The following is a 26558-nucleotide window of genomic DNA, read 5'->3' as shown; positions in this document are numbered from 1 at the left end:
TAGTTCAGTTGGTTAGAATACCTGCCTGTCACGCAGGGGGTCGCGGGTTCGAGCCCCGTCCGTTCCGCCACTTATTTTAAGAAACTCATGCTAGAAATAGCATGGGTTTTTTGCATTCTAAATTTTTTCGTGGAAAGCTTGTTTTATCATCATTGTTTTTAAATAGGCTGGTACTATTATGGAGAATCATTCCTAAATCAGGGGCAGCTTCAGCGTGCGAAAAAAGATATTTGCTATGCGTTATACCGCCGGGCAACCTGCAAAACAGGTATTCCCACCGGAACATCGATTTCCTTATGTTCATCGATTACCGGAAGGCACATTATTGCCCGACTACAAAAAACTAAAAGTGCTTGTTTGGAATATATTTAAACAACAACGCGCGCAATGGCAGTCTGTTATCACCGATTTCGGCAAAGATAGCCACTTAGTTATGTTGCAAGAAGCACAAACTACCCCTGAATTAGTCACTTTTGCTACCTGCCATTTTATTGGTGTTGATCAAGTCCCTGCCTTATCATTTCCTCAGCATCCCTCAGGAGTGATGACACTGGCAAAAAGTACGCCCATCTTCTGTTGCCCATTACGCGAACGTGAACCTTTATTACGTTTAGCAAAGTCGGCACTGATCACGGTTTATCCCATGCCTAATGGGCAAATGTTAATGGCTGTAAATATCCATGCAGTGAACTTTAGTTTAGGTATTGATATCTATAAAAAACAACTGGATACAGTAGGCGAGCACATACAACATCACCAGGGGCCGGTGTTAATGGGAGGGGATTTTAATGCATGGAGTCAGCCAAGAAGTAAGGTGCTTTACCACTTTACCCGCAAACATCACTTGCAAGAAGTCAGCTTTGAGCATGACTTTCGTCGAACAGCATTCGGACGCCCTCTTGATTTTATCTTTTATCGTAATATCGCTCTTGAGCGAGCTGTAGTATTGAAAACAGAAGCGTCTGATCATAATCCACTGCTTGCCGAATTCAGTTTTCTCTAATAAAGGAATGGATGATGACCTTTTTTGATGGCCATAATGACTTGCTGCTTAATTTATGGCTGAATTATTCCAGCAATCCAACTGCTTTTTTTAGTGGTATTGAGCAAGGGCATCTTGATTTTCCTCGGATACAACGGGCAGGTTTAATCGGGGGGATCTTTGCTATTTTTATCCCACCTAAGCATTATATTGCTGAAAAGTACCCGCAACACGCTGAAAAACTGAGTAATCCTTTGGCGGTCATGTGGGAGCAGCTTGCGATACTGAAAGAGCTCGTTAACCTCTCTAATGGTAGAGTGAAACTTTGTACTTCAGCCGCCGAGCTTTATCAATGTAAGAAAAATAACGTATTTGCGGTGATCGCTCATATAGAGGGAGCCGATGCACTTGCTGTTGGTAGCGATATGTTAAACATGTTTTATGAAGCGGGAGTCAGAAGTTTAGGGCCATTTTGGAATACGCCAAATATTTACGGGGAAGGTGTCACAGGTGGATTCCCTGGGTCACCGGACAGTGGTTCAGCGTTGACGAGCGCCGGGAAAGAGCTTATTACTCAATTATCGGATAAACGTATGCTCATCGATTGTTCACATATGAACGAAAAAACGTTTTGGCAAGTTGCTACTCTGTCTAAGCATCCTCTGGTTGCCACTCACTCTTCGGTCCATCAGCTTTGTGCCCAACCTCGTAACCTAACTGACCAACAGCTCTTGGCAATTCGTGATAGTGGGGGCGTCGTCGGTATTAATTTTGGAAATGCGTTTATCCGTCCTGATGGCTTACGCTCTGAAGATACTGATATTGAAGTTTTGGTGGATCATTTTCTCTATGTATTGACGCTTATTGGGGATGATCATCTTGCTTTTGGCTCAGACTTTGATGGTGTATCGGTACCAAAAAGTTTGAAAGATGTAACGGGTTTACCCTTAATTGTAGAATGTTTAATGAAACGCGGTGTCTCCGAAAAAAGTATAGAAAAAATCAGTCATAAAAATTGGTTTAGAGTACTAGAGAGCACCTGGGGTCAATAATTCTGATTAATTTTGATTTACTGTTGACCTCGGAGAAACATTAGCGCAACATTTACACCTTCAAGGTAATCAACGATTACTGAAATGATAATAATGAGGATATCACTATGTGGAAAAAACCAGAATTTGAAGATATGCGTTTAGGTATGGAAATCACTCTGTACATCTCTAACCGCTAAGTTGTACATCTTTGCCTGTACTTCGGTACAGGCATCTTCCTCTCTTTATATCGACTCTTCTATGTTTATCAAAGTACTAGGTTCTGCCGCCGGTGGTGGTTTTCCCCAATGGAATTGTAACTGTACCAACTGTCAGGGTGTACGCGATGGTACTCTCCCTGCACGACCTCGTACCCAATCATCGATAATGATCAGTGATAATCGACAAGATTGGGTATTATGTAATGCCTCTCCCGATATCTCTGAGCAAATTAGACACACACCAGAATTTGTCAAACAGGGCTGCTTACGCGGGACGACAGTTGGAGATATTATTCTCACTGATAGTCAGATCGACCACAGTACCGGTCTATTAAGTCTTCGTGAGGGCTGTCCTCATCGGGTATGGTGCACTGATGAGGTCCATGACGATTTGTCTACCGGCTTCCCAATTTTTCCAATGTTAAAGCATTGGAATGGCGGATTGCTTCATCATCCGATTACGCCGATGGAATCCTTCAAAACGCAGGTATGTCGCCAATTACGCTTTACGCCCATCCCGATTATGAGTAATGCGCCGCCTTATTCACCTTGGCGAGATAAGCCATTACCCGGTCACAATGTCGCTTTATTTATCGAAGATGAATCTTCCAATCAGAGCTTACTTTATGCACCGGGTTTAGGCGAACCTGATGAGGTAATTTTGCCTTGGCTGCAAAAAGCCGATTGTTTACTTATTGATGGCACGGTCTGGCAAGATAATGAATTAATGGCAACCGGTGTCGGACATAATACCGGTAAAGCAATGGGCCATTTGGCGCTCAGCGAAGAGCAGGGCATGATCGCCATGCTGGCTACCCTGAAAGCAAAACGTAAAATCTTAATCCACATCAATAATACTAACCCAATACTTAACGAATCATCCCCAGAAAGAGCTAGTCTTAATCAAGCAGGCATTGAAGTCAGTTGGGATGGAATGGAAATCACATTGGGAGAATAAAATGCAGATCAGCGAAACGCTAACACCAGACGCTTTTGAACAAGCCCTTCGTGCGAAAGGGGCTTATTATCATATTCATCATCCTTATCATATTGCCATGCATAATGGCCAAGCAACACAAGAACAAATTAAGGGATGGGTAGCAAACCGTTTTTATTATCAAACTAACATCCCCCTAAAGGATGCGGCAATCATGGCAAATTGTCCTGACCCAAATGTTAGACGCCAATGGGTCCAGCGTATTCTCGATCATGATGGCTATGGTGATAGTGAAGGAGGGATTGAGGCATGGTTACAATTAGGTGAAGCGGTCGGTTTGCGGCGAGAAGAGCTTCTTTCTGAACAACATGTATTACCCGGCGTTCGTTTTGCGGTCGATGCTTATGTTAATTTTGCACGTCGTGCTAATTGGCAAGAGGCTGCCTGTAGCTCACTCACTGAGTTATTTGCGCCGCAAATTCATCAATCACGTTTAGATAGTTGGCCTCAGCACTACCCTTGGATTAAACAAGAGGGGTATTTCTACTTTCGTAGCCGCTTAGGTCAAGCTCGTCGAGATGTTGAGCATGGTTTATCATTGGCCTTGGCTATCTTCGATACGGCGGAAAAACAGGCCCGCATGCTTGAGATTCTACAATTTAAACTCGATATCCTGTGGTCGATGCTTGATGCGATGACTATGGCTTATAGTTTAAATCGTCCTCCTTATCACACTGTGACAGAGAAACCGGTCTGGCACACTACTCGGTTGGTGTAAATGATGATGACTTTATCAGCAGTCCCCTGTTTTCGCCGTGGCTATCGTATGCAATGGGAAGAGAGCCAACAGCAACATGTTATTTTGTATCCAGAAGGAATGGCAAAGCTCAATGAGTCTGCAGCAATAATTTTAGAACTTGTCGATGGTGTTTCAACGGTCGATATGATTATTGAAAAACTCAACAGCCGTTTTCCTGATGCAGGAGGCGTGGACGAGGATGTGATTGATTTTTTACAGGCGGCTTATCGTCAAAAATGGATACTCTTGAACGATGCTTAGTAATCCTGAAATCAAGGCACCTTTATGGTTGCTCGCAGAACTGACGTATCGCTGCCCGTTGCAATGTCCTTACTGTTCCAATCCCCTCGACTTCGCTCGATCCCAAGAGGAGCTTACAACAGCGCAGTGGATTGAGGTCTTTAAACAAGCTCGGGCGATGGGTAGTGTACAGCTGGGATTTTCTGGCGGTGAACCTCTGACCCGTAAAGACCTGCCTGAGCTTATTGCGGCAGCGCGAGGATTAGGTTTTTATACCAACCTGATTACTTCAGGAATTGGGTTAACGGCTAAAAAATTGGATCTTTTTGCTGAGGCTGGTCTTGACCATATTCAGATCAGTTTTCAAGCGAGTGATGAGACCCTTAACGCGGCATTAGCAGGTTCCAAGAAGGCTTTCGCACAAAAGTTAGAGATGGCTAAGGCGGTGAAAGCACATGGGTATCCGATGGTGCTTAATTTTGTTTTACATCGTCATAATATCGATCAAATCGATCGGATCATTGAGCTCTGTATAGAGTTAGAGGCTGATGATGTAGAGCTGGCGACCTGTCAGTTTTATGGTTGGGCACAACTTAATCGTGAAGGTTTACTTCCGACGCGAGAGCAGATTGCAGAAGCTGAAAAAGTTGTAGCCTCCTATCGCGAGAAAATGTCAGCGGCGGGTAATCTCACTAACCTGATTTTTGTAACCCCGGATTATTACGAAGAACGTCCTAAAGGATGCATGGGGGGATGGGGAGCCATCTTTATGAACGTTACTCCGGACGGTAAGGCGCTTCCTTGTCATAGTGCTCGTCAATTACCTATTGAGTTTCCCTCTGTGTTAGAACAGCCCTTGGATGATATTTGGTATAATTCATTTGGTTTTAACCGTTACCGAGGTTATGACTGGATGCCTGAGCCTTGTCGTTCTTGTGATGAAAAAGAGAAAGATTTTGGCGGATGTCGTTGCCAAGCATTTATGCTAACAGGTAATGCGGATAATGCGGATCCGGTCTGCAGTAAATCTGCTCATCACGACAAAATTTTGGAAGCGAGAGAGGCTGCTAATCGCTGTCAGACTACGATTGAACAATTGCAATTTCGGCATCAGCGTAATTCAGAGCTAATATTTAAAACATCGGTATAAAATGAGCGTAATCAGTGAGGTACAGCACTACCAATTCGCCTCAGGTTTAGAGGTGAAGTTACATCATGTGCCTCATTTATGCCGCGCGGCAGTAGTATGGATTGTGCCTAGCGGTAGCCATCAAGAACCGCCTGAATGGCCGGGATTAGCCCACCTTACCGAACACATGGTGTTCTCGGGCGGTACGACCTTCCGCGACCAACAGCGTTTGATGCCTTGGGTACAGCAGAAAGGTGGGCGCATCAATGCGACGACCCAACCAAATTATACGGCTTACTATTTTGAAATCGATCCTGAGGATCTGGGCGAAGGACTATCGCGCCTAAACGACATGCTCACCGCTCCTTGTTTCGATGTCGCACATTTACGACGTGAAACTACAGTTATTGATGAGGAGTATCGATTATATTGTCATTCACCAGAGGTGCTCACCTCTGCGGCATTGCATAGCCAAGTTGAATATCCCACCGCTTTTTCTCAATTTCATATCGGCAACTTAGCCACTTTTGGAACGGATTTAGTCGCCCTAGGAGATGCTCTCCAACAGTTTTTTTCACAACACTATACTGCCAAAAAAAGTCATGTATGGATTGCTTCGCCGCAAAGCACTCAACAGCAATACCAACAGGTTACTAGTGTTTTGGGTTTACCTAGTGATGCAAATGTGAAGCTTAACACTCACTCTCAGCCTACTGTATCAGAAAGTGGAATAATCACGTGGCAGAACTGGGAGGGCGAAATTCAGCTCAGTCAACAGCCGGGACTTGGGATAAGTATCGTTTTAGAGATAGAAACATTGAGTGACTGGCCGTTATTTGTTGAACTTATGACCGATAGGGCGCCAGGGGGATTAAGCCAGGTGATGAGCCAACACCTTGGCCGATATTTTTCTGTTAGAGTTGAACGCCATTATCATGATCACCAACAGATATGGTTCACGCTATGGTTAGAAGGCACCGATTTTACTGATGAAGAAGCGAGAGAATGCTTACTAATTTGGCAACGATGGTTGATGGAGCTTAGCAAGCTTACCGCAGTAGAGCTTGATCATTACCAGCACTTAGCCCAATCTCGTGCCTTAACTTTACCGGCAATGGAATTTCTGCGTGAATATGCATTAGGTTTTATTTTCTCCTTTCCACCCAAGGGAAAAGCAGCGGGAAGGTGTCTTCAGCAAGCAACCTCTACAATCAATACCTACGCATTGCTTCATAGCCGGCGTATGAGCTCTGCTCGTCGGGTTGAGTGTCAAGGTCTTAGTTGCCAATTTCAATCCACGATTTTGCAATTATCTTGCCCTACTTTAAGAGATTTTCCTTTTGTTTTCTATCCACGTCCTCAACCATCAGTTTTGCCGATGGCTTTGAATAGAAAGAGTAATGTACCGTTAAAAACTTTTCAGCCATCTTCTGAACGGTTTTGTTTATTTATCAGGCCAGCAACAGCGTCAGCTATCTCCCACCAAGTACGTGAAGAGCTCACTCGTGCATTATCCCCTGTGCTTAGTCTTGCTAAGCATTATGCCGGTGAGGCGAGTTGGCAGCCAGTCATGGGCAACGATTTATTGTATCTTGGTTTTAAGCAGTTTACTGACTTTGTATATTGTCTCGATCTTCTGGTTAAGTGTTGGCCAAAAGCATTACCACGTAGCTCGCTGGACGATTATGAAATATTGCCATTAAGACAATTACTATTGAACATGCCAAGTTTATTGGCTGATGACTTTGATCAGTGGACGGTAACTTATACAGGGCCAAGCTTAACAGAAAGTAAAAGGGTACAGGCTCTGCTCGGTAATTTACCGATTGACTGGTACACCGAAGAAAGCGTTCCTCAGCGATTTCAGCAACCGGTCCAGCTTATTACGCAACATGACCACGCAACGCTTATTGCTTTCATCCCGTATGATACAGATTCTATTCAAGAACTCTTTCTTTATCAGCAGCTTGCTCGGTATTATGAAAGTGAGTTTTATCACCAATTACGTGAAGTGGAAGCTGTCGGTTATGCCGTTGCCTGTCGCGAACGGATTTTTCGTGACCATTGGGGATTACAGATCATTTTACAATCATCTCATCGTTCAGCCGAGCAATTGTACATACACGTTTTAACATTTTTTCGCGATTTGGTTTTTACCTCTTTTCGGATACAGCCGCATTTTTCGCTCGATATTGAAAAGAGTGGTAACAAAGATATCGACCATTATTTACAACATAGACTTTTTCCGGCTGTTCAGATGACTAAGCAGGGCGGTAGTCAGCCGTTAGAATTAGAAGAGGCTCACCATGTGCTGGTGGAGAAAGTAAGAAGGAAAGAAGGTAGATGGATTTATATCGAGTAAATAAAAAAGCTGTTCATATGAACAGCTTTTTCAGTTAATAGATTAAGAGTTATTAACAAATAACGTCAGTTTCATACCTGGTTGCAGTGATTGCTCATCTCGCGTCAAATTACCATTCCAACGAAGAACATCTTTGATGTTCACGCCGTGACGCTCTGCGATGCTGGAAAGAGAATCACCCTTACGAATCTGATAGGTGATGCTGTTTCCATTATCAGCCAGTTGTTGCCCGCTGTTCTTATCTTGACCACTTAGCTCCAAAGTCTGCCCAATCCGTACATTCGCGGTACGCAAGTTGTTCATTGACTTCAGTGCTTGGACACTCATTCCGTGTTTCTGTGCTATAGTTGAAAGTGTATCACCCGATCGAACTTTATAGCGTGAAACCGAACTTACCGTTGCTACTTCTATAGGTTGCACGGCTTCTAGGTCATCGGTCGCAAGCGAATTCTTAAGCTTGACGACGTGCGACTTAGGCACCATGACATATTGCGGACCACTTGGTGCGGTAGAACCGCGTTTGTAGCCAGCATTAAAACTTTTCAGCCGCCCGACAGGAATACCTGTCATTGAGGCAACTTGGGTTAAGTTAATCTGCTTTCCAATATCGACTTTCGCTAATGCTCGGCCGTCATTCGCTTTCGGTAACTTTATCCCATACTGTTTCGGATTTTTAAGCAGCTCGCTTAACGCTAACATTTTAGGAATATAAACAGCTGTTTCTTTAGGTAGCGATAAATTCCAAAAATCGGTCGGTTTACCACGTGCCTTATTCTGTTTAATCGCGCTGAGGACTCGACCTTCGCCGCTATTGTAAGCCGCTACTGTCAGTAACCAATCACCATGAAACATTTTATTTAAACGCTGTAACATATCCAGTGCCACCGTTGTCGAGGCGACAATATCTCGTCGACCATCGTACCATTGTGTCTGCTGTAATCCGTAATTTCGCCCCGTGCTTGCTACGATTTGCCAGATTCCAGCAGCGTTAGCATTGGATGTTGCATGGGGATCAAAAGCACTCTCCACTATAGGTAAAAGTACCAGCTCCATCGGCATTTTGCGTTTTTGTATCTGGTCAGTAATCCAGTACATATACGGTTCTGCTTGAGCAGTTACCTCGTGGAGATAACTCTTATCCTTCAAATATTTTAGTTTTTGTTCGCGGATCCGGGAATTATCCGGAACCTTCATCTTCAACTTGTCGCTAATGGTTTTCCAAAGATCGTTGTTTTGTGTCGTTGTGTTCCCATCATCCTGCCAATGGGGGGACAACATACGCTCTTTGAGACTCCCATCACTTCCCTGACTCGCTGAAGACAGACTCTGTGCATGCTGTTCAGGCTCGCCCGCATCACTCCTTGATACTTGGCTACTGAACAGCAAGACTGAGGCGAGAAATATCGCTTTAGTCTTCATATAAGTTCATTGATTGATTAAAAGACAGGCAATCATACGTGAGCAAGGCGGCTAACACAAGCCTAAAGTTATCCTCGGTCTTTTAGATGCCGTAAGGCGGTAAAGCGTTGTTCAGCGGTGAAAATAGAGTGTTTTCCTTCAAAAAACTTGATGATTTCGGGGTGTTCTGTATTTAAAAATACATTAATCAATCGTTCAGTATAAAGTGTGGTTGGAAGCGTTATTTGTCTGTTTTCTCTCAATTTTTCCACTTTTTCTTTATAATCGCTAATGATTGAAATTTGGGGGAATAATTGGTGGGCAAAGTTAAGATTAGAGAGGGTGTATTCGTGGGCACAACAGATTAGAGTCTCTTTCGGCAATTGGTTAATGCGCGTTAAAGCCTCGAACATCTGAGTTGCCGTTCCTTCAAAAAGCCGACCACAGCCACCTGAAAAAAGTGTATCACCACAAAAAAGATAGGGATTGGCATAATAGGTAACATGACCTAATGTATGTCCAGGCGTCGCCATTACGAGGAATGAATGATTTAATAACGTTAGTTTGTCTCCCTCTTTGACTTGAACTGTTGCACCTTTCTTGAGTGTCTCTTCCGGTCCATAGACGGGTAGCGCTGGGTACTGTTGTTTGAGCGCTTTGACGCCAGCAACGTGGTCATCATGATGATGAGTTAAAATAATCGCTTTAGGTTCCCACTGATGCTGCTTGATCGCTCTCATAACGGGTTCAGCCTCACCCGGATCAACGATAATAACGTGTTGATGGTCATTGCTCAGCGCCCAAATATAATTATCTTCTAATGCAGGCAGGGCAGTTAGTGTTAAGCTCATAAGGATTCCTTTTTTATATAACCAGTGAATTGCTTAATGAAGATTGCAAGAGTTAACCGTCATCTTTCTAGTCCTTCACAGTGGCAGGCCCTGCGCTGGGGGGAACAATTTCAGACGGTGATCAGTAATGAAATACAGCCGTGGTTGACGAAAATTTATGGTTCTCATTTCATTAAGATAGGGGAACTCAGTCACTCTATCGATACTAGTCGTTGTGCGATTAGCCATCAAGTCAGGGTAGGGAAGAACCCTCGTCATGCAGATATTGTTGCTGAAAAAGAAAAATTACCCTTAATCAGTAAATCGGTTGATGCTTGTCTTATTGCTCATACCTTGGCTTGGAGTCAAGATCCTCATCAGGTACTACGCGAGGTCGATCGTGTTTTAGTCGATGATGGATGGGTATTGCTTTCTGAGTTTAACCCTTTTAGCTTGTTAGGATGTGCTCGCGGGTTCCCTGGCGTGTCGAAAAAAGCGCGATTTTACTCACGCCATCGACTGGTTGATTGGTTAAGTTTACTGAATTATGAGATTGTTAGTTGTCGTACCACGCAAGTATTACCTTGGCGAACGCAGCGAGGAGTACTGACTCGACATTTTCCATGCCTAGGTTGCATCACTTTTATCGTCGCGCGTAAACGAACCTATCCATTGACGTTAGCAAAAAAACAGGCGTTAAACCGTGGGAGACATTTACGACCCGCCGTTAATGTGAGTCGTCAAATTTGTTCTTTAGGTGATCATCAAGACGCTGATAAGTAGCCCGTATCAACCAATGTCGGATGATTAGCCGCTTGTTTTGCTAATTCATCGCAACGTTCGTTTTCTGAGTGACCAGCATGGCCCTTGACCCACATCCATTGAATGCTGTGCTCTTTTAATGCCAAATCGAGACGTTGCCAAAGGTCGACATTTTTTACAGGCTTTTTATCTGTGGTTTTCCACCCCCGTTTTTTCCAATTATGGATCCATTTCGTGATGCCTTGGCGCACATATTGGCTATCGGTAGTCAGTGTGACATCGCAGGGCTGGGATAAGGCTTCAAGAGCTATAATTGCGGCCAGTAACTCCATACGATTATTGGTAGTCAGTTGGTAGCCTGCACTAAATTCTTTGCTATGCTGTCCATAACGTAAAATAGCCGCATAACCGCCGGGGCCGGGATTTCCTAAGCAAGAGCCATCGGTGAAAACCTCTACCTGTTTACGCATATCTGGTAGACTTCCTTGGGTAAAACAGCAAGTTTATCGGAATGAGAGCCATGAGCACAGTAAAAAACCGTCAAATTGTTCTTGATACAGAAACAACGGGCATGAATATGGTCGGCGTACATTATGAAGGGCACCGCATCATAGAGATTGGTGCAGTGGAGGTGATTAATCGTCGCTTAACCGGAAATAACTTCCATGTTTACGTCAAGCCCGATCGCTTAGTCGATCCTGAAGCCTTTGGTGTGCACGGTATTTCCGACGAATTTTTAAGTGATAAGCCTAGTTTTAGCGATATTGCTGCGGAATTTTTAAACTATATCAAAGGTGCTGAGCTCATTATTCATAACGCGCCCTTTGATATCGGCTTTATGGATTATGAGTTTGATAAACTAAAACAGGGTATTGGTCGAACCCAAGACTTTTGTGCGATCACTGATAGTTTAGTCATGGCTCGTAAACAGTTTCCGGGTAAACGAAATAGTTTAGATGCATTATGCGGTCGATTCGATATCGATAATACTAAGCGAACGCTACACGGTGCATTGCTCGATGCCGAAATACTGGCTGATGTCTATTTATCAATGACAGGTGGGCAGACAGCACTAAGTTTTAGTGCTGAAGCTGAACAGGCAGCTAATACAGGAACATTAGCACAGCATAAAACAGTGCATACAGCAGGCGAGTTGAGAGTAATAACGGCTAACGATATGGAACAAGCGGAACATGACGCTTACCTTGATCGTATAGAAAAAAAATCGGGTCATTGCCTGTGGCGAGTATGAGTTGATCGAAAAAGAAGCGAACGAACCTGGGTTTTAATAAAATTAATTGACGATAATCAGTAACCTGGGTAGTATACGCATCGTTCCCGACGGGGGACAAGCGCGGAGCGGTAGTTCAGTTGGTTAGAATACCTGCCTGTCACGCAGGGGGTCGCGGGTTCGAGCCCCGTCCGTTCCGCCAAAATTTAAGGCCCAAGTTAGCTTGCTAACTTGGGCTTTTCCGCATTTAGGCTAATGCGATTAACCTCAACTTTTCCCTACTTATCGCGACTTTATAGGAAAAATAGGTTAAAACGCCCGTTTATCGTGACTTCAACTGAGTTCTGAACCTCTTTCCTCCTTATCCTTAATATTCGTGTGACCCTACTCCCATATCTGTAATACCATTCTACCTTTCACACATCTTTTATGGACAAGATGCTGTGATTTGCCGTTGGCTTTGGATCTTTTTATCAAAACAGGAAAATTATGGACAAAAATTTTATAAAAAAGCATCTAATTTGGGTGTTAGTTGCTTTATTAGGAGCAGGCTGTCTTGGCGTCATTGCGTTACGTCGAGGGGAGAGTATTAGTGCATTATGGTTGGTGATTGCTGCCATATCCGTTTATCTTGTCGCCTATCGTTACTACAGTCTTTATATTGCACGAAATGTGCTCGGACTTGATGCCACTCGTGCGACACCTGCCTTTGTTAAGGGAGATGGGCTTAATTATGTACCCACCAATCGCTATGTATTGTTTGGTCATCATTTTGCCGCAATTGCAGGGGCAGGGCCTTTAGTTGGGCCAGTACTTGCTGCACAAATGGGCTATTTACCCGGAACGCTCTGGTTATTGGCTGGGGTAGTGGTTGCGGGAGCCGTTCAAGACTTTATGGTGTTGTTCATATCGAGTCGACGCAATGGTAACTCATTAGGAGAGATGGTTAAGCAAGAGATGGGAGCGGTACCCGGTTTTTTAGCGCTTTTCGGCTGCTTCCTTATCATGATTATTATTCTGGCGGTTTTGGCACTGATCGTTGTCAAAGCACTCGCAGAGAGCCCATGGGGCGTTTTCACCGTCTGTTCAACACTACCAATCGCGCTTTTCATGGGCATTTATATGCGATATATCCGGCCGGGACGTGTTGGAGAAATCTCTATTATTGGTGGATTGCTTCTACTACTTGCAATATGGCTAGGCGGAATTATTGCTCACGACCCTTATTGGGGGCCGGCGCTAACCTTTAAAGATACCACTATAACGTGGGCATTAATCGGTTATGCCTTTGTGTCAGCACTTCTTCCAGTATGGCTTATTCTTGCTCCCCGTGATTATTTAGCGACCTTTTTAAAAATTGGCGTTATTGTCGGGTTAGCGATAGGTATTATTCTTCTTCATCCGCAACTAAAAATGCCGGCAGTCACTCAATTCATTAGCGGAAATGGTCCCGTTTGGAAAGGTGCACTTTTTCCATTCCTTTTCATCACTATCGCTTGTGGTGCAGTTTCAGGCTTTCATGCTTTAATTTCCAGTGGTACTACCCCCAAACTCTTAGCCAATGAAACTGATGCCCGTTTTATCGGATATGGTGCGATGTTAATGGAGTCTTTTGTGGCGCTAATGGCCTTAGTTTCAGCCGCTATTATCGAACCCGGACTTTATTTTGCAATGAATACACCACCGGCGGGTTTAGGCATCACTATGCCCAATCTTCATGAATTAGGCGGGGACAACGCAGCCGTCATTATGCAGCAATTACAGGTTGCGACAGCACAAGCCGCCGCGAAAGTCAGTAGCTGGGGATTTGTGATCTCTCCTGAGACTATTCAGCAGACGGCTACTGCGATCGGTGAGCCTTCAGTACTGAACCGTGCGGGGGGGGCTCCAACACTGGCAGTTGGCATTGCAATGGTATTCCATACCATTATTCCCGTTATTGATATGGGATTTTGGTATCACTTTGGTATTTTATTTGAAGCCTTATTTATTCTGACAGCTCTAGATGCGGGAACTCGAGCTGGGCGTTTCATGTTGCAAGACTTATTGGGCAATTTTATCCCCAGTTTAAAAAATACCAACTCTCTGATAGCAGGAATATTAGGAACGGCAGGTTGTGTAGGATTGTGGGGATATTTACTCTACCAAGGGGTTGTCGATCCATTAGGCGGTGTAAAAAGTTTATGGCCGTTATTTGGCATATCAAACCAGATGTTAGCCGCTGTTGCGTTAGTGCTGGTGGCTGTGATCCTCGCGAAAATGAAGCGTAATCGCTATATCTGGGTACCTATTCTTCCAGCGATATGGTTAATGATTTGTACTACTTGGGCATTGGTCCTAAAACTTTTCAGCGACAATCCACAAGCGGAAGGGTTCTTTTATATGGCCCGCCTTTACCGTCAAAAAATTGCAGACGCTACAGGTGTGATTACTGCGGAACAAAGTGCGAATTGGCAGCATATTGTTGTTAATAACTATACGAATGCAGGGCTGAGTATTCTGTTCTTGATTGTAGTATATGGCATTGTTTTTTATGGTATTCGTGTGTGGTGGCAGGCAACGCGCCAACCACAGCGAACCGATCATGAAACGCCTTATGTTGAACTCGATCCTGAAGTTGCTAAAAAAGCATTATCTTCAGGCTCACATCATTAATTGATCAATGAGAGGGTGACATGCTTCGCTCATTACAGCGCATTACGAAACGCCTAACTCAGGCGGGCAATATGTTGATAGGTATTCCTGATTATGATCACTATGTAGAACATATGAAGCAAAAGCATCCAGAAAGTCCAATCATGGACTATAAATCTTTTTTCCGTGAACGTCAGCAGGCGCGCTATGCGGGAAAAGGTAAGGGAGGGATGCGCTGCTGTTAATCGTTGGGAGCCGTGAGGGCTCCCATTTTTTTATGATTGTGGCTGTCCAACAGGGCCAGAACCTACTGGCCCACCTGGAACAGCTTGGCCACTTGGTGCTACTGGTCGGCCATTAACTAGTGCGCTATTATTTGCCGCAGGTTGTTGGCAACCCGCTAGAACAGTCATCGCAACGACGACCATCAATCCTTTTGAAATCATATTCATGCTTTTAGACCTCTTTATATCCGGTAACAATAAATGTGATTCCTTAAGCCTAGGAAAGAATTAGTGAGTCTGCCAGATTTATCTCAATAATTTCCGCCGATCATTCCGCTTTTCTCGTTAGCTGCGTTAGACTCAATTGCATCACTTACTATAAGAGATTAATAAAGTTGAATATATGGCCGTTAATTGTGGGTACTTTTATTCTACTTGCCAGTCCCATGAGCTTTGCACAGTGGCCACCGGAAGCAGGAGCAAAAGTAGTAGGAAATACCATTGAGTTACCGACAACTTTAAAACCCGTCGCGATTCCCCTCGATCAATTACTGAATCAAGGAGCGACCATAATTACCGCTCAACATGACACTAATGGACCAACGGTTACTCTCAAAAAGGGACAGCACTATATTATATGTATGGTTAGTGGTGCCGGCAGTGCTAAAGACCAGAACATTGCTACATCACGTTGTTATGCGATGAATTAAGGTCACTGATGTAAAGGGGATTCGCTAAGAGTAAAATATGCCATAGCAGAGTCGTTCAAAAGCTAACGGCGAGGAAAATCTATTCATCGACGTGAATTTAGTTCGCCAACATTAGTACCATACTGTAAATGGACTCTACTTTCGATAAGGGTAAATGGGGAGTAAGCATGACTAACTGTCGGAAAAACGGCTTTATAATTATTCTTTTTCTTGCGCTAAGTGGATGTAATAAAATCTATACCCCCGCCGATTTTATGAAAGATGATAGCCTACGTAATAGCACCCTAGCGCGGTGTGAACAACAGTCAGGTGAACACGATAAGAATTGCCAGAATGCTTATAATGCACAGAACAAAATAGACTTTGAAAAAGAAATCGGTAAGGCCGAATTGAAGTAATTATTTATTGAGATGTGTTTTGCTTTTTGTTTGAACAACGTAAACCGGTAATGCTCGACGATTACCCTTAGAGGCTGGTTAATGGCTTTTCAGATAGTCAGCTGAAAGGGTGGATGCAAGTATCGGGATTGCAATAAATCCTGTTTATTTCAATCCCGAACAGTTCAAAAAATAATGTATTTATCTATTCCATTTTGCTAAGTTTTTAAGTGGTTGTTTGACATAGGGACTTGCTTTTATTAAAGCAAAGAGCAATTTATTGACCCACGTTCCCAGCTTATCCATGGGGCGGTCAACATCAATAAATAATACCGCACGCAGTTCATCAGTATCGTTACGAACCTCATGCTCATAAAAATCATCAAAAATGATGACCTTCCCTTCCTCCCAATGTAAACGCTGATTATCGACTCTAATCCACAGCTTTTCCGGTTGGTCTTTGGGAACAATCAATCCAAGATGGACACGAACCACAGCACGGCTCGGTCCGCGATGAGGCACAATATGATAATGAGGCTGAAGGATGGAAAACATGGCGGTACGCATGTTGGGGATTGCTGCAAGAGCGGCATCGGTATGGGGACAGAGACGGCAATTTTCATCAATACGCTCGCCAAACACATACATTCCAAATGTTTTCCAACTACTCCCTTTTGAAATACGTTGTTGGTCGGGAGATATTTGATGGAAGGCAGGAATTTTTTCGGGATATTTTAGTAATTCGAGAAGTTCTTCACGTATCTGCGGGAAAGTATTTTCAAGTTCAGTGACCCAAGGAAAGTACTGATTATCGATTTTCGGAGTGGATGGAATGAGTGAGTGACGGGCTTCAAATTCGCCACTCCACCTTAGAATTTTTTTACCAATAGATACAAAAATTCGCTGACCATAAGTCCGCTGTTTGACCGTATACTCTGCCATGCAAACTCATCCTTAATTAAGCGATAGTGATTAGTTACTATCCTCAACTATAGATTGAATTCACTTAAAGGGTTTCACCTTTAATGACTTTTTTGAACCCTTGTTCATCCATAAATTTTTCAACGGATTTATCAACTTGCGCGAGAACTTGTGCTAGGGGTTGGTCTGCATCGACGTTGATGATTTTTTTACCACCGAAATCCAACTTTGGGGTAATCTCTATTTTCTTACTTAGCGCTTCACGGCGATGATCGGGCTTACGAGCACAGGCCACGTCCAAAGAGACATTTAGCTTGATCACTAAATCGGGATGATGATGTGTCATCCATTTAAAAGCCTTTAACTCACGTTTCGCGATCCAGTTAATAAAGGGATTTTTCGACGGTGTCGTGGGCAGAGTCAAACTATCATAAGCGCCTGGAACCTGAAGGTGAGGGTAACGGTCAGCCAAAATAATGCGCCCCTGTTGACGTAATTTAAGCATATTGCGAAAACGAAGAACCCGGCGAATTACAAAAATACCAACAACGAGACTAGACAGAACAGTGTGATGGGTCTTATCAACCTTTACACGGGTTTTTTCAATCTTTTTACCGACAGAACGACCTATAAAAGGGAGATTTGCAGCAGCGCGCCCAACGTTACCCGCTTGTTTACCAAGATGAACGTAAGAGGCGGGTCCATATTTAGAAAGTGTGCCCACGAGATGCTCACAGACGGTAGATTTACCAGAACCATCGCTACCTATGACGGCGATAACTGGAGTGGATTTCGTGTACATAAAAACCTCGTGTTGACACTTTAGAAAATATGGATGGTGAATAGGGCGATAAAGATGGCAAACTCTTTACATTCCACTCAACTAGCTACATGTATCGCAATAATTGAGTGAAGTACTCGATATTCTGCAGTAGTTTTTTTTAAGTAAGTTAGCATTTTATGCTGATTCTTGCCTGCATAAAAGCAAGTATAAGACGTGGTCGGTAAAATTACTTAATGATTAAAGCCACTTATTCACCATTGTTAATGATTTGAATCATTTAATACAGGTTAAATATTCTTAAAGTGAAACGATAGCAATTTTTCAGTCTCTTAACATTGTTAACTATCTATCGTGCAATTTGTCTAAGTATTAAGGTATCACTGAATACTTAACGGGAGAGATGGAGACAACGGAAAGCAAATCCTCTACTATAAAGCGAATTTGATTAGTAAAATGTGTAGCTGTTAACGTGAATAACTCGACTTCATCTCCCTCTCGCCCTCTGCGGGTGATAGCGATTACCGGGTGTGATGGTTCAGGAAAATCCACCCTGACGCATAGACTGGTACAAACCCTCTCTTTACGGACATCGGTAGAAGAAATCTATCTTGGGCAATCGTCAGGGTTTATTAAGCAGAAAATTACCGAACTCCCCTTGGTTGGAGAAAAAATTGCGGCCTATCTTGTTAGCAAATCTGATAAGGTCCATGAAAAACCGAATGCCCCTCCGGGTAATTTAGAAGGTACCGTTATATTTCTGTTGTCTTGCTGGCGGGCGTATAAATTTAAGCGTCTATTACGCCGAGAACAGAAAGGTGTGTTACTTGTTACCGATCGCTATCCACAAGCAGAAGTCCCAGGATTTCGCGTCGATGGTCCACACCTTGGTAAAGCCCAAGGCGGAAGTCGGTGGATTCAGATATTAAGGCGACATGAGCAACGCCTTTATGATTGGATGGCCTCTTACCCGCCAGCATTGCTTATTCGATTGTCGGTTGATGAACAAACTGCCTTCGCACGTAAACCGGATCACGATATTGCATCACTTCGAGAGAAGATCCGCGTGATCCCGACGTTGACTTTCAATGGCGCACATATTCTTGAACTGTCTGGTACTGATCCTGAGGATGAAGTATTTAGCGCAGCGTTAGCAGCCATTAATAAGACATTCGATCTTCCTTAATTACTCAGATAAACGGTAAATAGCCCTAACATGAATACTTACTCTGACCGGCAGACATCAGCGATTTCACCCGGTAAGCCTATTGTTATACCTCGAATGGTCGCAATTGTAGGCTGTGATGGCTCAGGCAAATCGACCATTACGGCAGATTTAATTAAAGAGATGCAGAAAATAAGGCAGACTGAACGTCGTTATTTAGGCCTAATTTCTGGTGAAGATGGCGACAAAATCAAAAAATTACCGATTATCGGTGTTTGGCTAGAGCGTCGTTTAGCAAAAAAATCCGAAAAAACACAAAGTATGCGAAGTGAGGCTCCGCCATTATGGGCGGCAGTTATCATGTATGCGCTCTCTTGCTGGCGGGCCTCTAATTTTCACAAAGCAAAAGCGTTAGCAGAAAGTGGCGTCTTAGTCATTGCGGATCGCTATCCTCAAGCTGAAATATCGGGTTTTCATTATGATGGTCCCGGTATTGGTGTTGAGCGAGTAAAAGGCTGGTTACTAAAGGAAATGGCGAGTAAGGAAGTTATTATCTATCAGAAACTGGCTAATTATTGTCCTGAACTGATTATCCGTCTTGATATTGATGTTGATACAGCATTTGCACGCAAGCCCGATCACAGTTATCAAGAGTTAAGTGATAAAATTGGTGTAATGAGTCAGTTGAAGTATAACGATGCAACAATACTAGACTTAGATTCAAGAAAACCTTATGACGAAGTGCTTGCTAGCGCACTGGCCGCAGTGAAGGCTATTAAATAAAGCGAAAAAGGGCACCAGCGAGTATTAGTTTTATTGCTAGTGCCTTATTTCGTCATTTTTGCCTAGAAATCCTCTGCGGTTACGACTAAAAAATCACAATTAACCATGTTAATAGTGTGGCAACGATAGCGACTAATTGCGCGGCTCCTGCCATGTCTTTCGCACGTTTAGAAAGTGGATGAATCTCTAAAGAGATACGATCTACAACAGTTTCAATCGCAGTGTTCAACAGTTCAATTACGATAAGTAAAAAACTACATAGAATAAGAAGGACATGCTCTATTTTTGAGATCGATAACGTGAAAGAGATCAGGATTAACAACGTACTGAAAATGAAAATATGACGGAATGCATCTTCCGTTTTAAAAGCATCGGTAACGCCTGCCCAAGAGTTGTTAATACTAAAAAGTAAGCGTTTTAAACCAGTGTGTTTTTCTATCGACATGTCGGGCCATCATCAACCAAGGAAAATAATGATAGCAACTGATCTTCCACCATTGCTATCACAACGATTATGTAAATAAGATGGTTAAATCTTTTTTTCAAATAATCGGTAGTTTTTATAAGGTTCCGCACCAATGCGTTCTAAAATAGTCCGCATACCGGTATTGGTCTCTAAGATCCACGACATTTCTAATGCATCAATATTACGACGACGGAAAGGTTCGCGTAATGCCTCAATTAAAAGCAGAGCAATAATCGGACCTACACGACTGAATTGATATTCTTTTTTAACGCCCATCAATGGGACACGAGCTGTTCTTACACCACTGACTTTTAAACGCCATAGCACTTTCGCCCAGCCGAAAGGAAGGAGCTTGCCATCCAGCCCTTCAATTGCTTCATTAATATTAGGCAGTCCAACAATAAAAGCAGCCGGTTCACCGTCAATTTCAGCAATATAAATCATATCGTCAGGGACTAAATACTTAAGCTGTTGACCCATTGTCGCAAACTCATGCTCGGTAAACGGTACAAATCCCCAATTATCCTGCCATCCCAGATTAAACAGATTTCTCAGAATCTGTATTTCTTGATCGAAAATTTTACGATTCAGGGGACGGATAGTGACTTTTTTACGCACATTATCCATAAGTTTGGTCAAGCTGGGTTCAAAATGCAGATCAGTACTTTTCATCCAGTAAGCAATGAGGTCAATCGCCTTGCAATAGCCCAGCTTCTCTATATGTTTCGCGTACCAAGGTTTACCATGCGTCATCATTGCTGAAGGGGGGGTGTCAAAGCCTTCAACCAGTAATCCACTTTCTTGGTTAATATTGAGACTAAAAGGCCCGGTAATTTGATGTGCACCTTGCGAGATTAGCCATGCCTCAGCAGTTTTAAAAAGCTCAGCGAAAACGTCTTCATCATCAATGGCATCAATCATGCCAAAGTGACCCGTATTTTGACCATAAAGTTCGCGGTGGAGAGAATCAATTTGTGCTGTGATGCGTCCGACTACTTGAGAGCCTCGCTTGGCGAGCCATGCTTGCCATACAATATGCTCTGAGGCTGGATTTTTCTTAGAGAGGTGTTCTTCACGTTCGACGAACAATGGGTCGATCCAATTCTCGTCACCCGCAAAGAGCGTAGAGGGAAAATTGATGAAGGCTTTGAGATCCTGCTTGGTCGAAACTTTTTCTATTGAGATCATAAATACCATACTTCAAGTAATTGTTAAATTGACGGCAAATTGCTACGGGTAACTGATCGTCGAATACAGTAGCTTGCAGCAATAAGAAAGAGGAGGCTATAGGCTCGGCAGTGTGTTAGTATATCGAAACAGTCACGGTAGTAATTGTCAATTTATTTTTAATGACTTTGTCGTAAAATAGACTGACATACATATTAATATGTAACGAAAATTATGTTTTTTGTATAAAACGTTACAGCTTTTTGAGCAGTGCATAATTTAGCGACGAAAAGTAGTGGAACGCACATATTACCTATGACATGATATTTTAAGATCTTTACAATTACTGGGTATTTTCGGAGCAAGGCCATAAAATCTTCACTCAAATTAATCTATAATCTTGAGTTGGGCAGTCAGTGAGCTTTCCGATTTTCACTTGCGAAGTGAAAGTTGCAGAATTTTAGCCAAGAAAAATTGTCATACAGCTACTATGAGTAGGCTGAAATGAGAGCGCGAGCTGGCGACGATTTATGATCGTAAGTTGGAAGATGCTTGAATTACTACTTTGGTCGGGCGCTCTTTTAGATGAGCGTAAACTTCCTCAATATTTATTAGTATCAACAGGTGTACCACTATATGGAAGCGTCTACAACGTTTGCAACTCAATCCCATCATCAACTTCCAATACGCTATGCTGATTTCGCAACGTTAGCTGAAGCTTTGGATTATGCAGCATTAGGTGAGACCGGCATGAACTTCTATGACCGTCGCAATAACCTGATGGCAGTAGTACCTTACAGCGTCCTGCGGGCTAAAGCTGTTGAAGGTGCTCATAAGTTGCTTTCTTTAGGTCTAACTAAAGGGGATCGCGTTGCACTCATTGCAGAAACAAGTGTTGAGTTCGTCGAAACTTTTTTTGCTTGTCAGTATGCTGGATTAGTTGCCGTGCCGCTGGCAATTCCTATGGGTATTGGTCAAAGCGCTTCTTACGTTAAAAAATTAACGGGATTGCTTAATGGCTGCCAAGCCTCTGTCGTGCTGAGCAGCAAAGAATGGTTGCCAATGGTACAAGAGGTTGTTTGTGATTATCAATCGCCAACAATTTTAAGCCATGAAGCGTTCGCGCAGCTAATTCAACAGACGGATAGTCAACTGCCAACCGTTATCGAAGAAGACATCGCCTATCTGCAATATACGTCAGGAAGCACCCGTTTTCCGCGTGGTGTGGTTGTTACACAAGCCTCTGCGATGGCTAACCTTCGTGCGATTAGCCACGATGGCATTAAGTTACGTAAAGGTGATCGCTGTGTCTCTTGGCTGCCGTTTTATCATGATATGGGACTAGTCGGTTTTGTACTGACGCCTGTTGCGACACAGATTTCTGTCGATTATCTGCGGACCCAAGATTTTGCAATGCGACCTATGCAGTGGCTGAAACTTATTACTAAAAATAAAGGAACGGTCTCTGTAGCGCCACCTTTTGGTTATGAAATTTGTTTACGTCGCAGTAATGAAAAAGAGTTAGCAGAACTTGATCTCTCAAGTTGGCGTATCGCTGGGGTAGGTGCTGAACCTATTCCATCTGGCCTACTTGATCGCTTTACTGAACACTTTGCCCAAGTTGGTTTCGGTGAAGACACCTTTATGCCTTGTTATGGCTTAGCCGAAAATACGTTGGCAGTCAGCTTCTTTGATAATGCCACGGGTCCTCGCTATAACGTCGTCGACCGTTATCAGTTAGAATATCAAAATAAAGCGGTTGAACCCGAAGACGATAATGCGGCGAAAGCGGTTTTCGTTAACTGTGGTAAGGCAATGCCTGGTCATGAAATCACTATTCGTGACGAAAAAGATGAGCCCCTACCGGAAAGACGCATCGGCCATATTTGTATTGCCGGCCCGAGTTTAATGCGTGGTTATTTCCGTGATAAAGAATCCCACCAAAAAATTCAAGAAAAAGGGTGGTTGGATACGGGTGATCTGGGTTACTTGCTAGACGGTAATCTCTACATCACCGGTAGAAAGAAAGATTTAATTATTATCCGTGGCCGTAACATTTGGCCACAAGATATTGAATACATGGCAGAAGCGGAACCTGAAATCCGTACGGGTGATGCGATTGCTTTTATGACGAATCAAGAGCATGACGATGCTGAACGTATTATTTTGCAAGTTCAATGCCGCGTCACATCAACCGAACGTCGTGGACAGATTGTTCAGTCACTCTCATCACGTATTCGTAATGAGTTTGGTGTTTCTGTTGATGTAGTGCTTGTTCCACCTCATAGCATTCCACGCACCTCATCAGGAAAGCCAGCTCGTGCTGAAGCCAAAAAAATCTATTTGAAGCAGAATGTTGAGCCACAGCTGCAGTTGGCCGGAAATAAACAATGACGCAAACTGTTGCCTTAACAGGTGCGACGGGGTTTATCGGTTCACATATTGTTGAGAAACTCTTAGCTGCCGGTTTTCAAGTTCGAGCGCTCACCCGATCGCCTGCTAATTTAGAAAAAAAAGCGGGCTTAACGTGGGTGCGCGGCTCATTGGAAGACGAGCGCTCTTTGCAAACCTTGGTCAGTGGTGCAGATATTGTGGTGCATTGTGCTGGTCAAGTGAGAGGTAAAAACAGTTATACATTTACCTCTGCAAATATTGATGGGAGCTTGCGATTACTTAACGCGGCTGAAGAAAGTGCTCACTGTAAGCGTTATCTTTTTATTTCGTCATTAGCTGCCCGCCATCCCCAGTTATCTTGGTATGCCCAATCAAAAGCAAGCGCCGAAAAGGCGCTAGTGAGCAAAGCCTCATCGGTATCAATTGGGATTTTCCGACCGACTGCTGTTTATGGCCCAAGAGATAAAGAACTACGCCCCGTTTTTGCTTGGCTATTACGAGGCCTCCTGCCGCAAACAGGCTCCTCATCTACTCAGTTATCTTTTCTGCATGTGTATGATTTTGCTGAAGCGGTTTTGAAGTGGATTGAAGCCGATGTTGATAATAGTCACCCCTATGAGCTCTGTGACGGGCAACCTTCAGGGTATCGGTGGAAAGATTTACAACAAATCGGTCAACGCGTTCGTCAAAAACCAGTCAAAGTATTGAATATTCCCTTACCGTTACTCAAAACTATTGCAACCCTATCTACGCAGGTCAGTCGGTTGACCGGTAAAGAACCCATGCTGACACAAAGTAAAATTGGTGAATTAACCCATATAGATTGGTCGGCGACAAATGATAAGATAACACAAAGTATTGGTTGGACTCCGAACATACCGTTAGAACGTGCGCTACGCGACGGGCTATTTTGATTTACTTTTTTAGGTAAGAAGATTGTAATGGAAAATAAACAGCAACTACTCGATTATGTTATTGATTGTTTAGGACAATTAGTAGCCAAAGGTAAAACAGTTAAGCCTGATAGCGATTTAGTTAATGATCTCGGCTTAGAATCAGTGAATGTCATGCGCTTACTGATGATGTTGGAAGATGAATTAGATATTTCTATTCCAATTAATATTCTGATGAATGTGAAAACCCCTGAGCAGTTAGTCGCTGCGATTGAGCCCTTAATTGGAGAGCAATAATGGGTTTATATGACAAATTTTCTCGTTTCGTAGAAGAACGTCAAAAGTTCCAAGTATCAGGCGTCAATCCTTTCGGTACCTGTATCGATGAAATTTACTCTGCTACTGAAGGGCGTATTGGTGATAAGCGAATCATCCTCGCGGGATCGAATAACTATCTCGGTCTAACTTTTGATCCTGAAGCGATCAAAGAAAGTCAGGAGGCTTTACGCCAACAAGGTACGGGGACAACCGGTTCACGTATGGCGAACGGCACGTTCGGTTCACATTTAGCCTTAGAGCAAGAAATTGCTGCATTCTTTAACTTACCTACTGCTATCGTGTTTTCGACAGGTTATACGGCAAACTTAGGTATTATCAGTGCACTTGCCACACCGGATGCTGTTGTCATTATCGATGAAGATTCTCATGCGAGTATCTATGATGCTTGTGCACTTGGTGGTGCGCAAATCATTCGTTTTCGTCACAACGATGCCAAGGATCTCGAACGCCGTATGCAACGTCTTGGCGAGAAAGCGAAAGACGCTATCATCATTGTTGAAGGGATCTATAGCATGTTGGGCGATGTTGCCCCGCTCAAAGAGATTGTCGACATTAAGCGTCGTTACGGTGGCTATATTCTGGTCGACGAAGCCCATTCCTTTGGTGTAATGGGGGAGAAAGGGCGTGGTCTGGTCGAGGCACTAGGGGTTGAAGATGATGTTGATATTATCTTGGGTACCTTCTCAAAGAGCCTTGCCGCAATCGGTGGCTTTGCTGTTGGCGGTAAAGGTCTTGATGTCTTACGCTACTGCAGCCGCCCTTATATTTTTACTGCATCACCCTCACCAGCCAGTATTGCGTCAGTAAGAGCCGCGCTTCGCCAAGTCGGGCAGTCGACAGCACTACGCGAAAAATTGTGGCACAATGCTCATCGTTTATATAACGGCCTTGCTGAACTTGGCTATAAGCTGGGCGAGCGTGTTAGCCCAGTGGTTCCTGTGATGATCGAATCAAAAGAAGTCGGTCTGGGAATGTGGCGCTCATTAGTAGACAAGGGAATTTATGTTAACTTAGTTCTCCCTCCTGCCGCGCCTTTCGGTATGACATTACTACGTTGTAGCGTTAATGCTGCGCACAGTGATGAGCAAATCGATACGATTATTCGTGCTTTTGCAGAGTTAAAAGCAGAATAAGAGAATGACCGTGGTGCTTTTAAGCATTACGGTCATGTTATCTCTGTCTTACGGATTAACGTCTGTCTTGACTAACTCTCTGAGTAATTGAATAACCTGAGAAACCTCGTCATCGGTCATCGGACCATCTTTTTCCCAACGAACCTTGCCTTGTTTGTCAGTAACAATGATTGTTGATGACGCATCGGGTAATTGCCAAAGCGCTTTGCCTTTTCCATCGTTATCGATGACAAATTGTGCCCAAGGGTATTTGCGCTGATTCTTCTCTATTTTACCTTGCACAAACAAGCCGCTTCCTAAAAGTTCATCATCGGCATTCACGATAGTGACTGGTTGAAAATAGGTCGAAGGCAACTGGGCGGCTTTGACGGCTTTAATCATGTCACCATTCTGTTTTTTCGCCGAACTACGGCCTGCGATATATTGAATGATACGAACCTTACCGATTAAACTACGGCTGTCCCAAGGGCGATACGTGATTGTATCGTTAGTGAGGACCAGCTGACCTTTATCCTGAATCGATAAAGGTTTAAGTGGCTGACCAATAGTAAAATTATTGGCTATTGCCAAACAGGGAAGCAGCGACAGCAATATCACGATAAATTTACGCATCATTCTATCCTAATGGTACAGTGTTTGATGACGAGTG

The 26558-nt window shown here is 43.5% G+C and carries 29 protein-coding genes and 1 tRNA gene; 21 read left to right on the top strand and 9 right to left on the bottom strand.

Annotated features, from left to right (window positions below):
* Positions 1-214 precede the first annotated feature (214 nt).
* From HGT73_RS12695 to HGT73_RS12660, 8 genes are all read left to right on the top strand, one after another.
* Positions 215-1003, top strand: a complete 789-nt coding sequence (locus HGT73_RS12695; RefSeq protein ID WP_214215589.1) for an endonuclease/exonuclease/phosphatase family protein — start codon at positions 215-217, stop codon at positions 1001-1003.
* 14 nt (positions 1004-1017) lie between these two features.
* The gene (locus tag HGT73_RS12690) at positions 1018-2034 is read left to right on the top strand and encodes a dipeptidase (RefSeq protein ID WP_214215601.1); all 1017 of its coding nucleotides are present in this window, start codon (positions 1018-1020) and stop codon (positions 2032-2034) included.
* A gap of 107 nt (positions 2035-2141) precedes the next feature.
* Positions 2142-2213 (top strand): pyrroloquinoline quinone precursor peptide PqqA, encoded by a 72-nt coding sequence (gene pqqA, locus HGT73_RS12685; protein WP_099823985.1) that lies wholly within the window; start codon positions 2142-2144, stop codon positions 2211-2213.
* A gap of 61 nt (positions 2214-2274) precedes the next feature.
* The gene (gene pqqB / locus HGT73_RS12680; protein ID WP_214215588.1) at positions 2275-3192 is read left to right on the top strand and encodes a pyrroloquinoline quinone biosynthesis protein PqqB; all 918 of its coding nucleotides are present in this window, start codon (positions 2275-2277) and stop codon (positions 3190-3192) included.
* A 1-nt stretch (position 3193) separates the two neighbouring features.
* A complete protein-coding gene (pqqC, locus tag HGT73_RS12675; RefSeq protein WP_214215587.1) occupies positions 3194-3949 on the top strand; it encodes a pyrroloquinoline-quinone synthase PqqC in 756 nt (251 codons plus the stop codon).
* 6 nt (positions 3950-3955) lie between these two features.
* Positions 3956-4231, top strand: coding sequence for a pyrroloquinoline quinone biosynthesis peptide chaperone PqqD (gene pqqD / locus HGT73_RS12670; protein ID WP_214215599.1), 276 nt, complete (start codon positions 3956-3958; stop codon positions 4229-4231).
* Positions 4224-5360, top strand: coding sequence for a pyrroloquinoline quinone biosynthesis protein PqqE (gene pqqE, locus HGT73_RS12665; protein WP_214215586.1), 1137 nt, complete (start codon positions 4224-4226; stop codon positions 5358-5360). Before pqqD ends, pqqE begins: the two co-directional genes overlap by 8 nt.
* Before the next feature lies 1 nt (position 5361).
* Positions 5362-7701: an insulinase family protein gene (locus HGT73_RS12660; protein ID WP_214215584.1), complete on the top strand. Its 2340-nt coding sequence runs from the start codon at positions 5362-5364 to the stop codon at positions 7699-7701.
* Between the two features lie 42 nt (positions 7702-7743).
* Here the strand turns inward: HGT73_RS12660 and mltD are convergent, their stop codons facing one another.
* Together mltD and gloB are read right to left on the bottom strand one after the other, a co-directional pair.
* A complete protein-coding gene (mltD, locus tag HGT73_RS12655) occupies positions 7744-9120 on the bottom strand; it encodes a murein transglycosylase D (RefSeq protein WP_214215583.1) in 1377 nt (458 codons plus the stop codon).
* A gap of 68 nt (positions 9121-9188) precedes the next feature.
* Positions 9189-9950 carry a hydroxyacylglutathione hydrolase gene (gene gloB / locus HGT73_RS12650; RefSeq protein ID WP_214215582.1) on the bottom strand — a complete coding sequence of 254 codons (762 nt, stop codon included), beginning with the start codon at positions 9948-9950 and terminating at the stop codon, positions 9189-9191.
* A 36-nt stretch (positions 9951-9986) separates the two neighbouring features.
* On the opposite strand from gloB, the gene HGT73_RS12645 reads away from it, so the two are divergent.
* A complete protein-coding gene (locus HGT73_RS12645) occupies positions 9987-10712 on the top strand; it encodes a methyltransferase domain-containing protein (RefSeq protein ID WP_214215581.1) in 726 nt (241 codons plus the stop codon).
* Here HGT73_RS12645 and rnhA read toward each other — a convergent pair.
* Positions 10694-11161, bottom strand: a complete 468-nt coding sequence (gene rnhA / locus HGT73_RS12640) for a ribonuclease HI (protein WP_214215580.1) — start codon at positions 11159-11161, stop codon at positions 10694-10696. The two genes, HGT73_RS12645 and rnhA, sit on opposite strands and share 19 nt — an antisense overlap.
* 50 nt (positions 11162-11211) lie before the next feature.
* Here rnhA and dnaQ point away from each other — a divergent pair, with 50 nt between their 5' ends.
* The 4 genes from dnaQ (at position 11212) to HGT73_RS12620 (ending at position 14801) form a co-directional block, all read left to right on the top strand.
* A complete protein-coding gene (gene dnaQ, locus HGT73_RS12635) occupies positions 11212-11943 on the top strand; it encodes a DNA polymerase III subunit epsilon (RefSeq protein ID WP_214215579.1) in 732 nt (243 codons plus the stop codon).
* Positions 11944-12047: 104 nt separating this feature from the next.
* Positions 12048-12124 (top strand) — tRNA-Asp (locus HGT73_RS12630).
* Positions 12125-12411: 287 nt separating this feature from the next.
* Complete coding sequence (locus HGT73_RS12625; RefSeq protein ID WP_214215577.1) at positions 12412-14577, top strand: carbon starvation CstA family protein; 2166 nt, start codon at positions 12412-12414, stop codon at positions 14575-14577.
* A gap of 20 nt (positions 14578-14597) precedes the next feature.
* Positions 14598-14801 (top strand): YbdD/YjiX family protein, encoded by a 204-nt coding sequence (locus HGT73_RS12620; RefSeq protein ID WP_214215552.1) that lies wholly within the window; start codon positions 14598-14600, stop codon positions 14799-14801.
* A gap of 30 nt (positions 14802-14831) precedes the next feature.
* Here the strand turns inward: HGT73_RS12620 and HGT73_RS12615 are convergent, their stop codons facing one another.
* Positions 14832-15008, bottom strand: coding sequence for a hypothetical protein (locus HGT73_RS12615; RefSeq protein WP_214215550.1), 177 nt, complete (start codon positions 15006-15008; stop codon positions 14832-14834).
* A gap of 188 nt (positions 15009-15196) precedes the next feature.
* Here HGT73_RS12615 and HGT73_RS12610 point away from each other — a divergent pair, with 188 nt between their 5' ends.
* Together HGT73_RS12610 and HGT73_RS12605 are read left to right on the top strand one after the other, a co-directional pair.
* The gene (locus HGT73_RS12610; protein ID WP_241623104.1) at positions 15197-15490 is read left to right on the top strand and encodes a hypothetical protein; all 294 of its coding nucleotides are present in this window, start codon (positions 15197-15199) and stop codon (positions 15488-15490) included.
* Positions 15491-15657: 167 nt separating this feature from the next.
* Complete coding sequence (locus HGT73_RS12605) at positions 15658-15888, top strand: EexN family lipoprotein (RefSeq protein ID WP_214215549.1); 231 nt, start codon at positions 15658-15660, stop codon at positions 15886-15888.
* A gap of 180 nt (positions 15889-16068) precedes the next feature.
* Here the strand turns inward: HGT73_RS12605 and HGT73_RS12600 are convergent, their stop codons facing one another.
* Both HGT73_RS12600 and HGT73_RS12595 read right to left on the bottom strand, forming a co-directional pair.
* On the bottom strand, positions 16069-16809 hold the full coding sequence (locus HGT73_RS12600; protein ID WP_214215547.1) for an aspartyl/asparaginyl beta-hydroxylase domain-containing protein: 741 nt from the start codon (positions 16807-16809) through the stop codon (positions 16069-16071).
* Positions 16810-16873: 64 nt separating this feature from the next.
* Entirely contained in the window at positions 16874-17590 is a 717-nt protein-coding gene (locus tag HGT73_RS12595; protein ID WP_214215545.1) for a nucleoside/nucleotide kinase family protein, read from the bottom strand.
* Positions 17591-18041: 451 nt separating this feature from the next.
* Between HGT73_RS12595 and HGT73_RS12590 the strand changes: the two genes are divergently transcribed.
* Both HGT73_RS12590 and HGT73_RS12585 read left to right on the top strand, forming a co-directional pair.
* Positions 18042-18755 (top strand): nucleoside/nucleotide kinase family protein, encoded by a 714-nt coding sequence (locus HGT73_RS12590; RefSeq protein ID WP_214215543.1) that lies wholly within the window; start codon positions 18042-18044, stop codon positions 18753-18755.
* 30 nt (positions 18756-18785) lie between these two features.
* Positions 18786-19517, top strand: coding sequence for a nucleoside/nucleotide kinase family protein (locus HGT73_RS12585; RefSeq protein WP_214215541.1), 732 nt, complete (start codon positions 18786-18788; stop codon positions 19515-19517).
* A gap of 85 nt (positions 19518-19602) precedes the next feature.
* Here HGT73_RS12585 and HGT73_RS12580 read toward each other — a convergent pair whose 3' ends face one another.
* The gene (locus tag HGT73_RS12580) at positions 19603-19962 is read right to left on the bottom strand and encodes a diacylglycerol kinase (protein WP_214215539.1); all 360 of its coding nucleotides are present in this window, start codon (positions 19960-19962) and stop codon (positions 19603-19605) included.
* Between the two features lie 84 nt (positions 19963-20046).
* Positions 20047-21171, bottom strand: coding sequence for an N-acetyltransferase (locus HGT73_RS12575; RefSeq protein WP_214215537.1), 1125 nt, complete (start codon positions 21169-21171; stop codon positions 20047-20049).
* Between the two features lie 615 nt (positions 21172-21786).
* Between HGT73_RS12575 and HGT73_RS12570 the strand changes: the two genes are divergently transcribed.
* Genes HGT73_RS12570 through spt form a run of 4 tightly spaced genes read left to right on the top strand, consistent with a single transcriptional unit; the run spans position 21787 to position 25909 of the window.
* The gene (locus HGT73_RS12570) at positions 21787-23544 is read left to right on the top strand and encodes a fatty acyl-AMP ligase (protein ID WP_214215536.1); all 1758 of its coding nucleotides are present in this window, start codon (positions 21787-21789) and stop codon (positions 23542-23544) included.
* Positions 23541-24458: an NAD-dependent epimerase/dehydratase family protein gene (locus HGT73_RS12565; protein ID WP_214215532.1), complete on the top strand. Its 918-nt coding sequence runs from the start codon at positions 23541-23543 to the stop codon at positions 24456-24458. Before HGT73_RS12570 ends, HGT73_RS12565 begins: the two co-directional genes overlap by 4 nt.
* A gap of 27 nt (positions 24459-24485) precedes the next feature.
* On the top strand, positions 24486-24734 hold the full coding sequence (locus HGT73_RS12560) for an acyl carrier protein (protein WP_214215531.1): 249 nt from the start codon (positions 24486-24488) through the stop codon (positions 24732-24734).
* A complete protein-coding gene (gene spt / locus HGT73_RS12555; protein ID WP_214215529.1) occupies positions 24734-25909 on the top strand; it encodes a serine palmitoyltransferase in 1176 nt (391 codons plus the stop codon). The genes HGT73_RS12560 and spt overlap by 1 nt, the downstream gene beginning before the upstream one ends.
* 48 nt (positions 25910-25957) lie before the next feature.
* Here spt and HGT73_RS12550 read toward each other — a convergent pair whose 3' ends face one another.
* Positions 25958-26524: a YtfJ family protein gene (locus HGT73_RS12550; protein WP_214215527.1), complete on the bottom strand. Its 567-nt coding sequence runs from the start codon at positions 26522-26524 to the stop codon at positions 25958-25960.
* Between the last annotated feature and the right edge of the window lie 34 nt (positions 26525-26558).

The organism is Rosenbergiella australiborealis (assembly GCF_018494035.1).
Lineage (GTDB): Bacteria > Pseudomonadota > Gammaproteobacteria > Enterobacterales > Enterobacteriaceae > Rosenbergiella > Rosenbergiella australiborealis.
Note: the sequence above shows the minus strand (reverse complement) of the source record. Positions and strands in the feature narration are given on the sequence as shown.

Coding starts and splice junctions, on each gene's coding strand:
- HGT73_RS12690 (WP_214215601.1), top strand. CDS start 1,018: ATGACCTTTTTTGATGGCCATAATGACTTGCTGCTTAATTTATGGCTG.
- pqqB (WP_214215588.1), top strand. CDS start 2,275: ATGTTTATCAAAGTACTAGGTTCTGCCGCCGGTGGTGGTTTTCCCCAA.
- pqqC (WP_214215587.1), top strand. CDS start 3,194: ATGCAGATCAGCGAAACGCTAACACCAGACGCTTTTGAACAAGCCCTT.
- pqqD (WP_214215599.1), top strand. CDS start 3,956: ATGACTTTATCAGCAGTCCCCTGTTTTCGCCGTGGCTATCGTATGCAA.
- pqqE (WP_214215586.1), top strand. CDS start 4,224: ATGCTTAGTAATCCTGAAATCAAGGCACCTTTATGGTTGCTCGCAGAA.
- HGT73_RS12660 (WP_214215584.1), top strand. CDS start 5,362: ATGAGCGTAATCAGTGAGGTACAGCACTACCAATTCGCCTCAGGTTTA.
- mltD (WP_214215583.1), bottom strand. CDS start 9,120: ATGAAGACTAAAGCGATATTTCTCGCCTCAGTCTTGCTGTTCAGTAGC.
- gloB (WP_214215582.1), bottom strand. CDS start 9,950: ATGAGCTTAACACTAACTGCCCTGCCTGCATTAGAAGATAATTATATT.
- HGT73_RS12645 (WP_214215581.1), top strand. CDS start 9,987: ATGAAGATTGCAAGAGTTAACCGTCATCTTTCTAGTCCTTCACAGTGG.
- rnhA (WP_214215580.1), bottom strand. CDS start 11,161: ATGCGTAAACAGGTAGAGGTTTTCACCGATGGCTCTTGCTTAGGAAAT.
- dnaQ (WP_214215579.1), top strand. CDS start 11,212: ATGAGCACAGTAAAAAACCGTCAAATTGTTCTTGATACAGAAACAACG.
- HGT73_RS12625 (WP_214215577.1), top strand. CDS start 12,412: ATGGACAAAAATTTTATAAAAAAGCATCTAATTTGGGTGTTAGTTGCT.
- HGT73_RS12620 (WP_214215552.1), top strand. CDS start 14,598: ATGCTTCGCTCATTACAGCGCATTACGAAACGCCTAACTCAGGCGGGC.
- HGT73_RS12615 (WP_214215550.1), bottom strand. CDS start 15,008: ATGAATATGATTTCAAAAGGATTGATGGTCGTCGTTGCGATGACTGTT.
- HGT73_RS12605 (WP_214215549.1), top strand. CDS start 15,658: ATGACTAACTGTCGGAAAAACGGCTTTATAATTATTCTTTTTCTTGCG.
- HGT73_RS12600 (WP_214215547.1), bottom strand. CDS start 16,809: ATGGCAGAGTATACGGTCAAACAGCGGACTTATGGTCAGCGAATTTTT.
- HGT73_RS12595 (WP_214215545.1), bottom strand. CDS start 17,590: ATGTACACGAAATCCACTCCAGTTATCGCCGTCATAGGTAGCGATGGT.
- HGT73_RS12585 (WP_214215541.1), top strand. CDS start 18,786: ATGAATACTTACTCTGACCGGCAGACATCAGCGATTTCACCCGGTAAG.
- HGT73_RS12580 (WP_214215539.1), bottom strand. CDS start 19,962: ATGTCGATAGAAAAACACACTGGTTTAAAACGCTTACTTTTTAGTATT.
- HGT73_RS12575 (WP_214215537.1), bottom strand. CDS start 21,171: ATGATCTCAATAGAAAAAGTTTCGACCAAGCAGGATCTCAAAGCCTTC.
- HGT73_RS12570 (WP_214215536.1), top strand. CDS start 21,787: ATGGAAGCGTCTACAACGTTTGCAACTCAATCCCATCATCAACTTCCA.
- HGT73_RS12565 (WP_214215532.1), top strand. CDS start 23,541: ATGACGCAAACTGTTGCCTTAACAGGTGCGACGGGGTTTATCGGTTCA.
- HGT73_RS12560 (WP_214215531.1), top strand. CDS start 24,486: ATGGAAAATAAACAGCAACTACTCGATTATGTTATTGATTGTTTAGGA.
- spt (WP_214215529.1), top strand. CDS start 24,734: ATGGGTTTATATGACAAATTTTCTCGTTTCGTAGAAGAACGTCAAAAG.
- HGT73_RS12550 (WP_214215527.1), bottom strand. CDS start 26,524: ATGATGCGTAAATTTATCGTGATATTGCTGTCGCTGCTTCCCTGTTTG.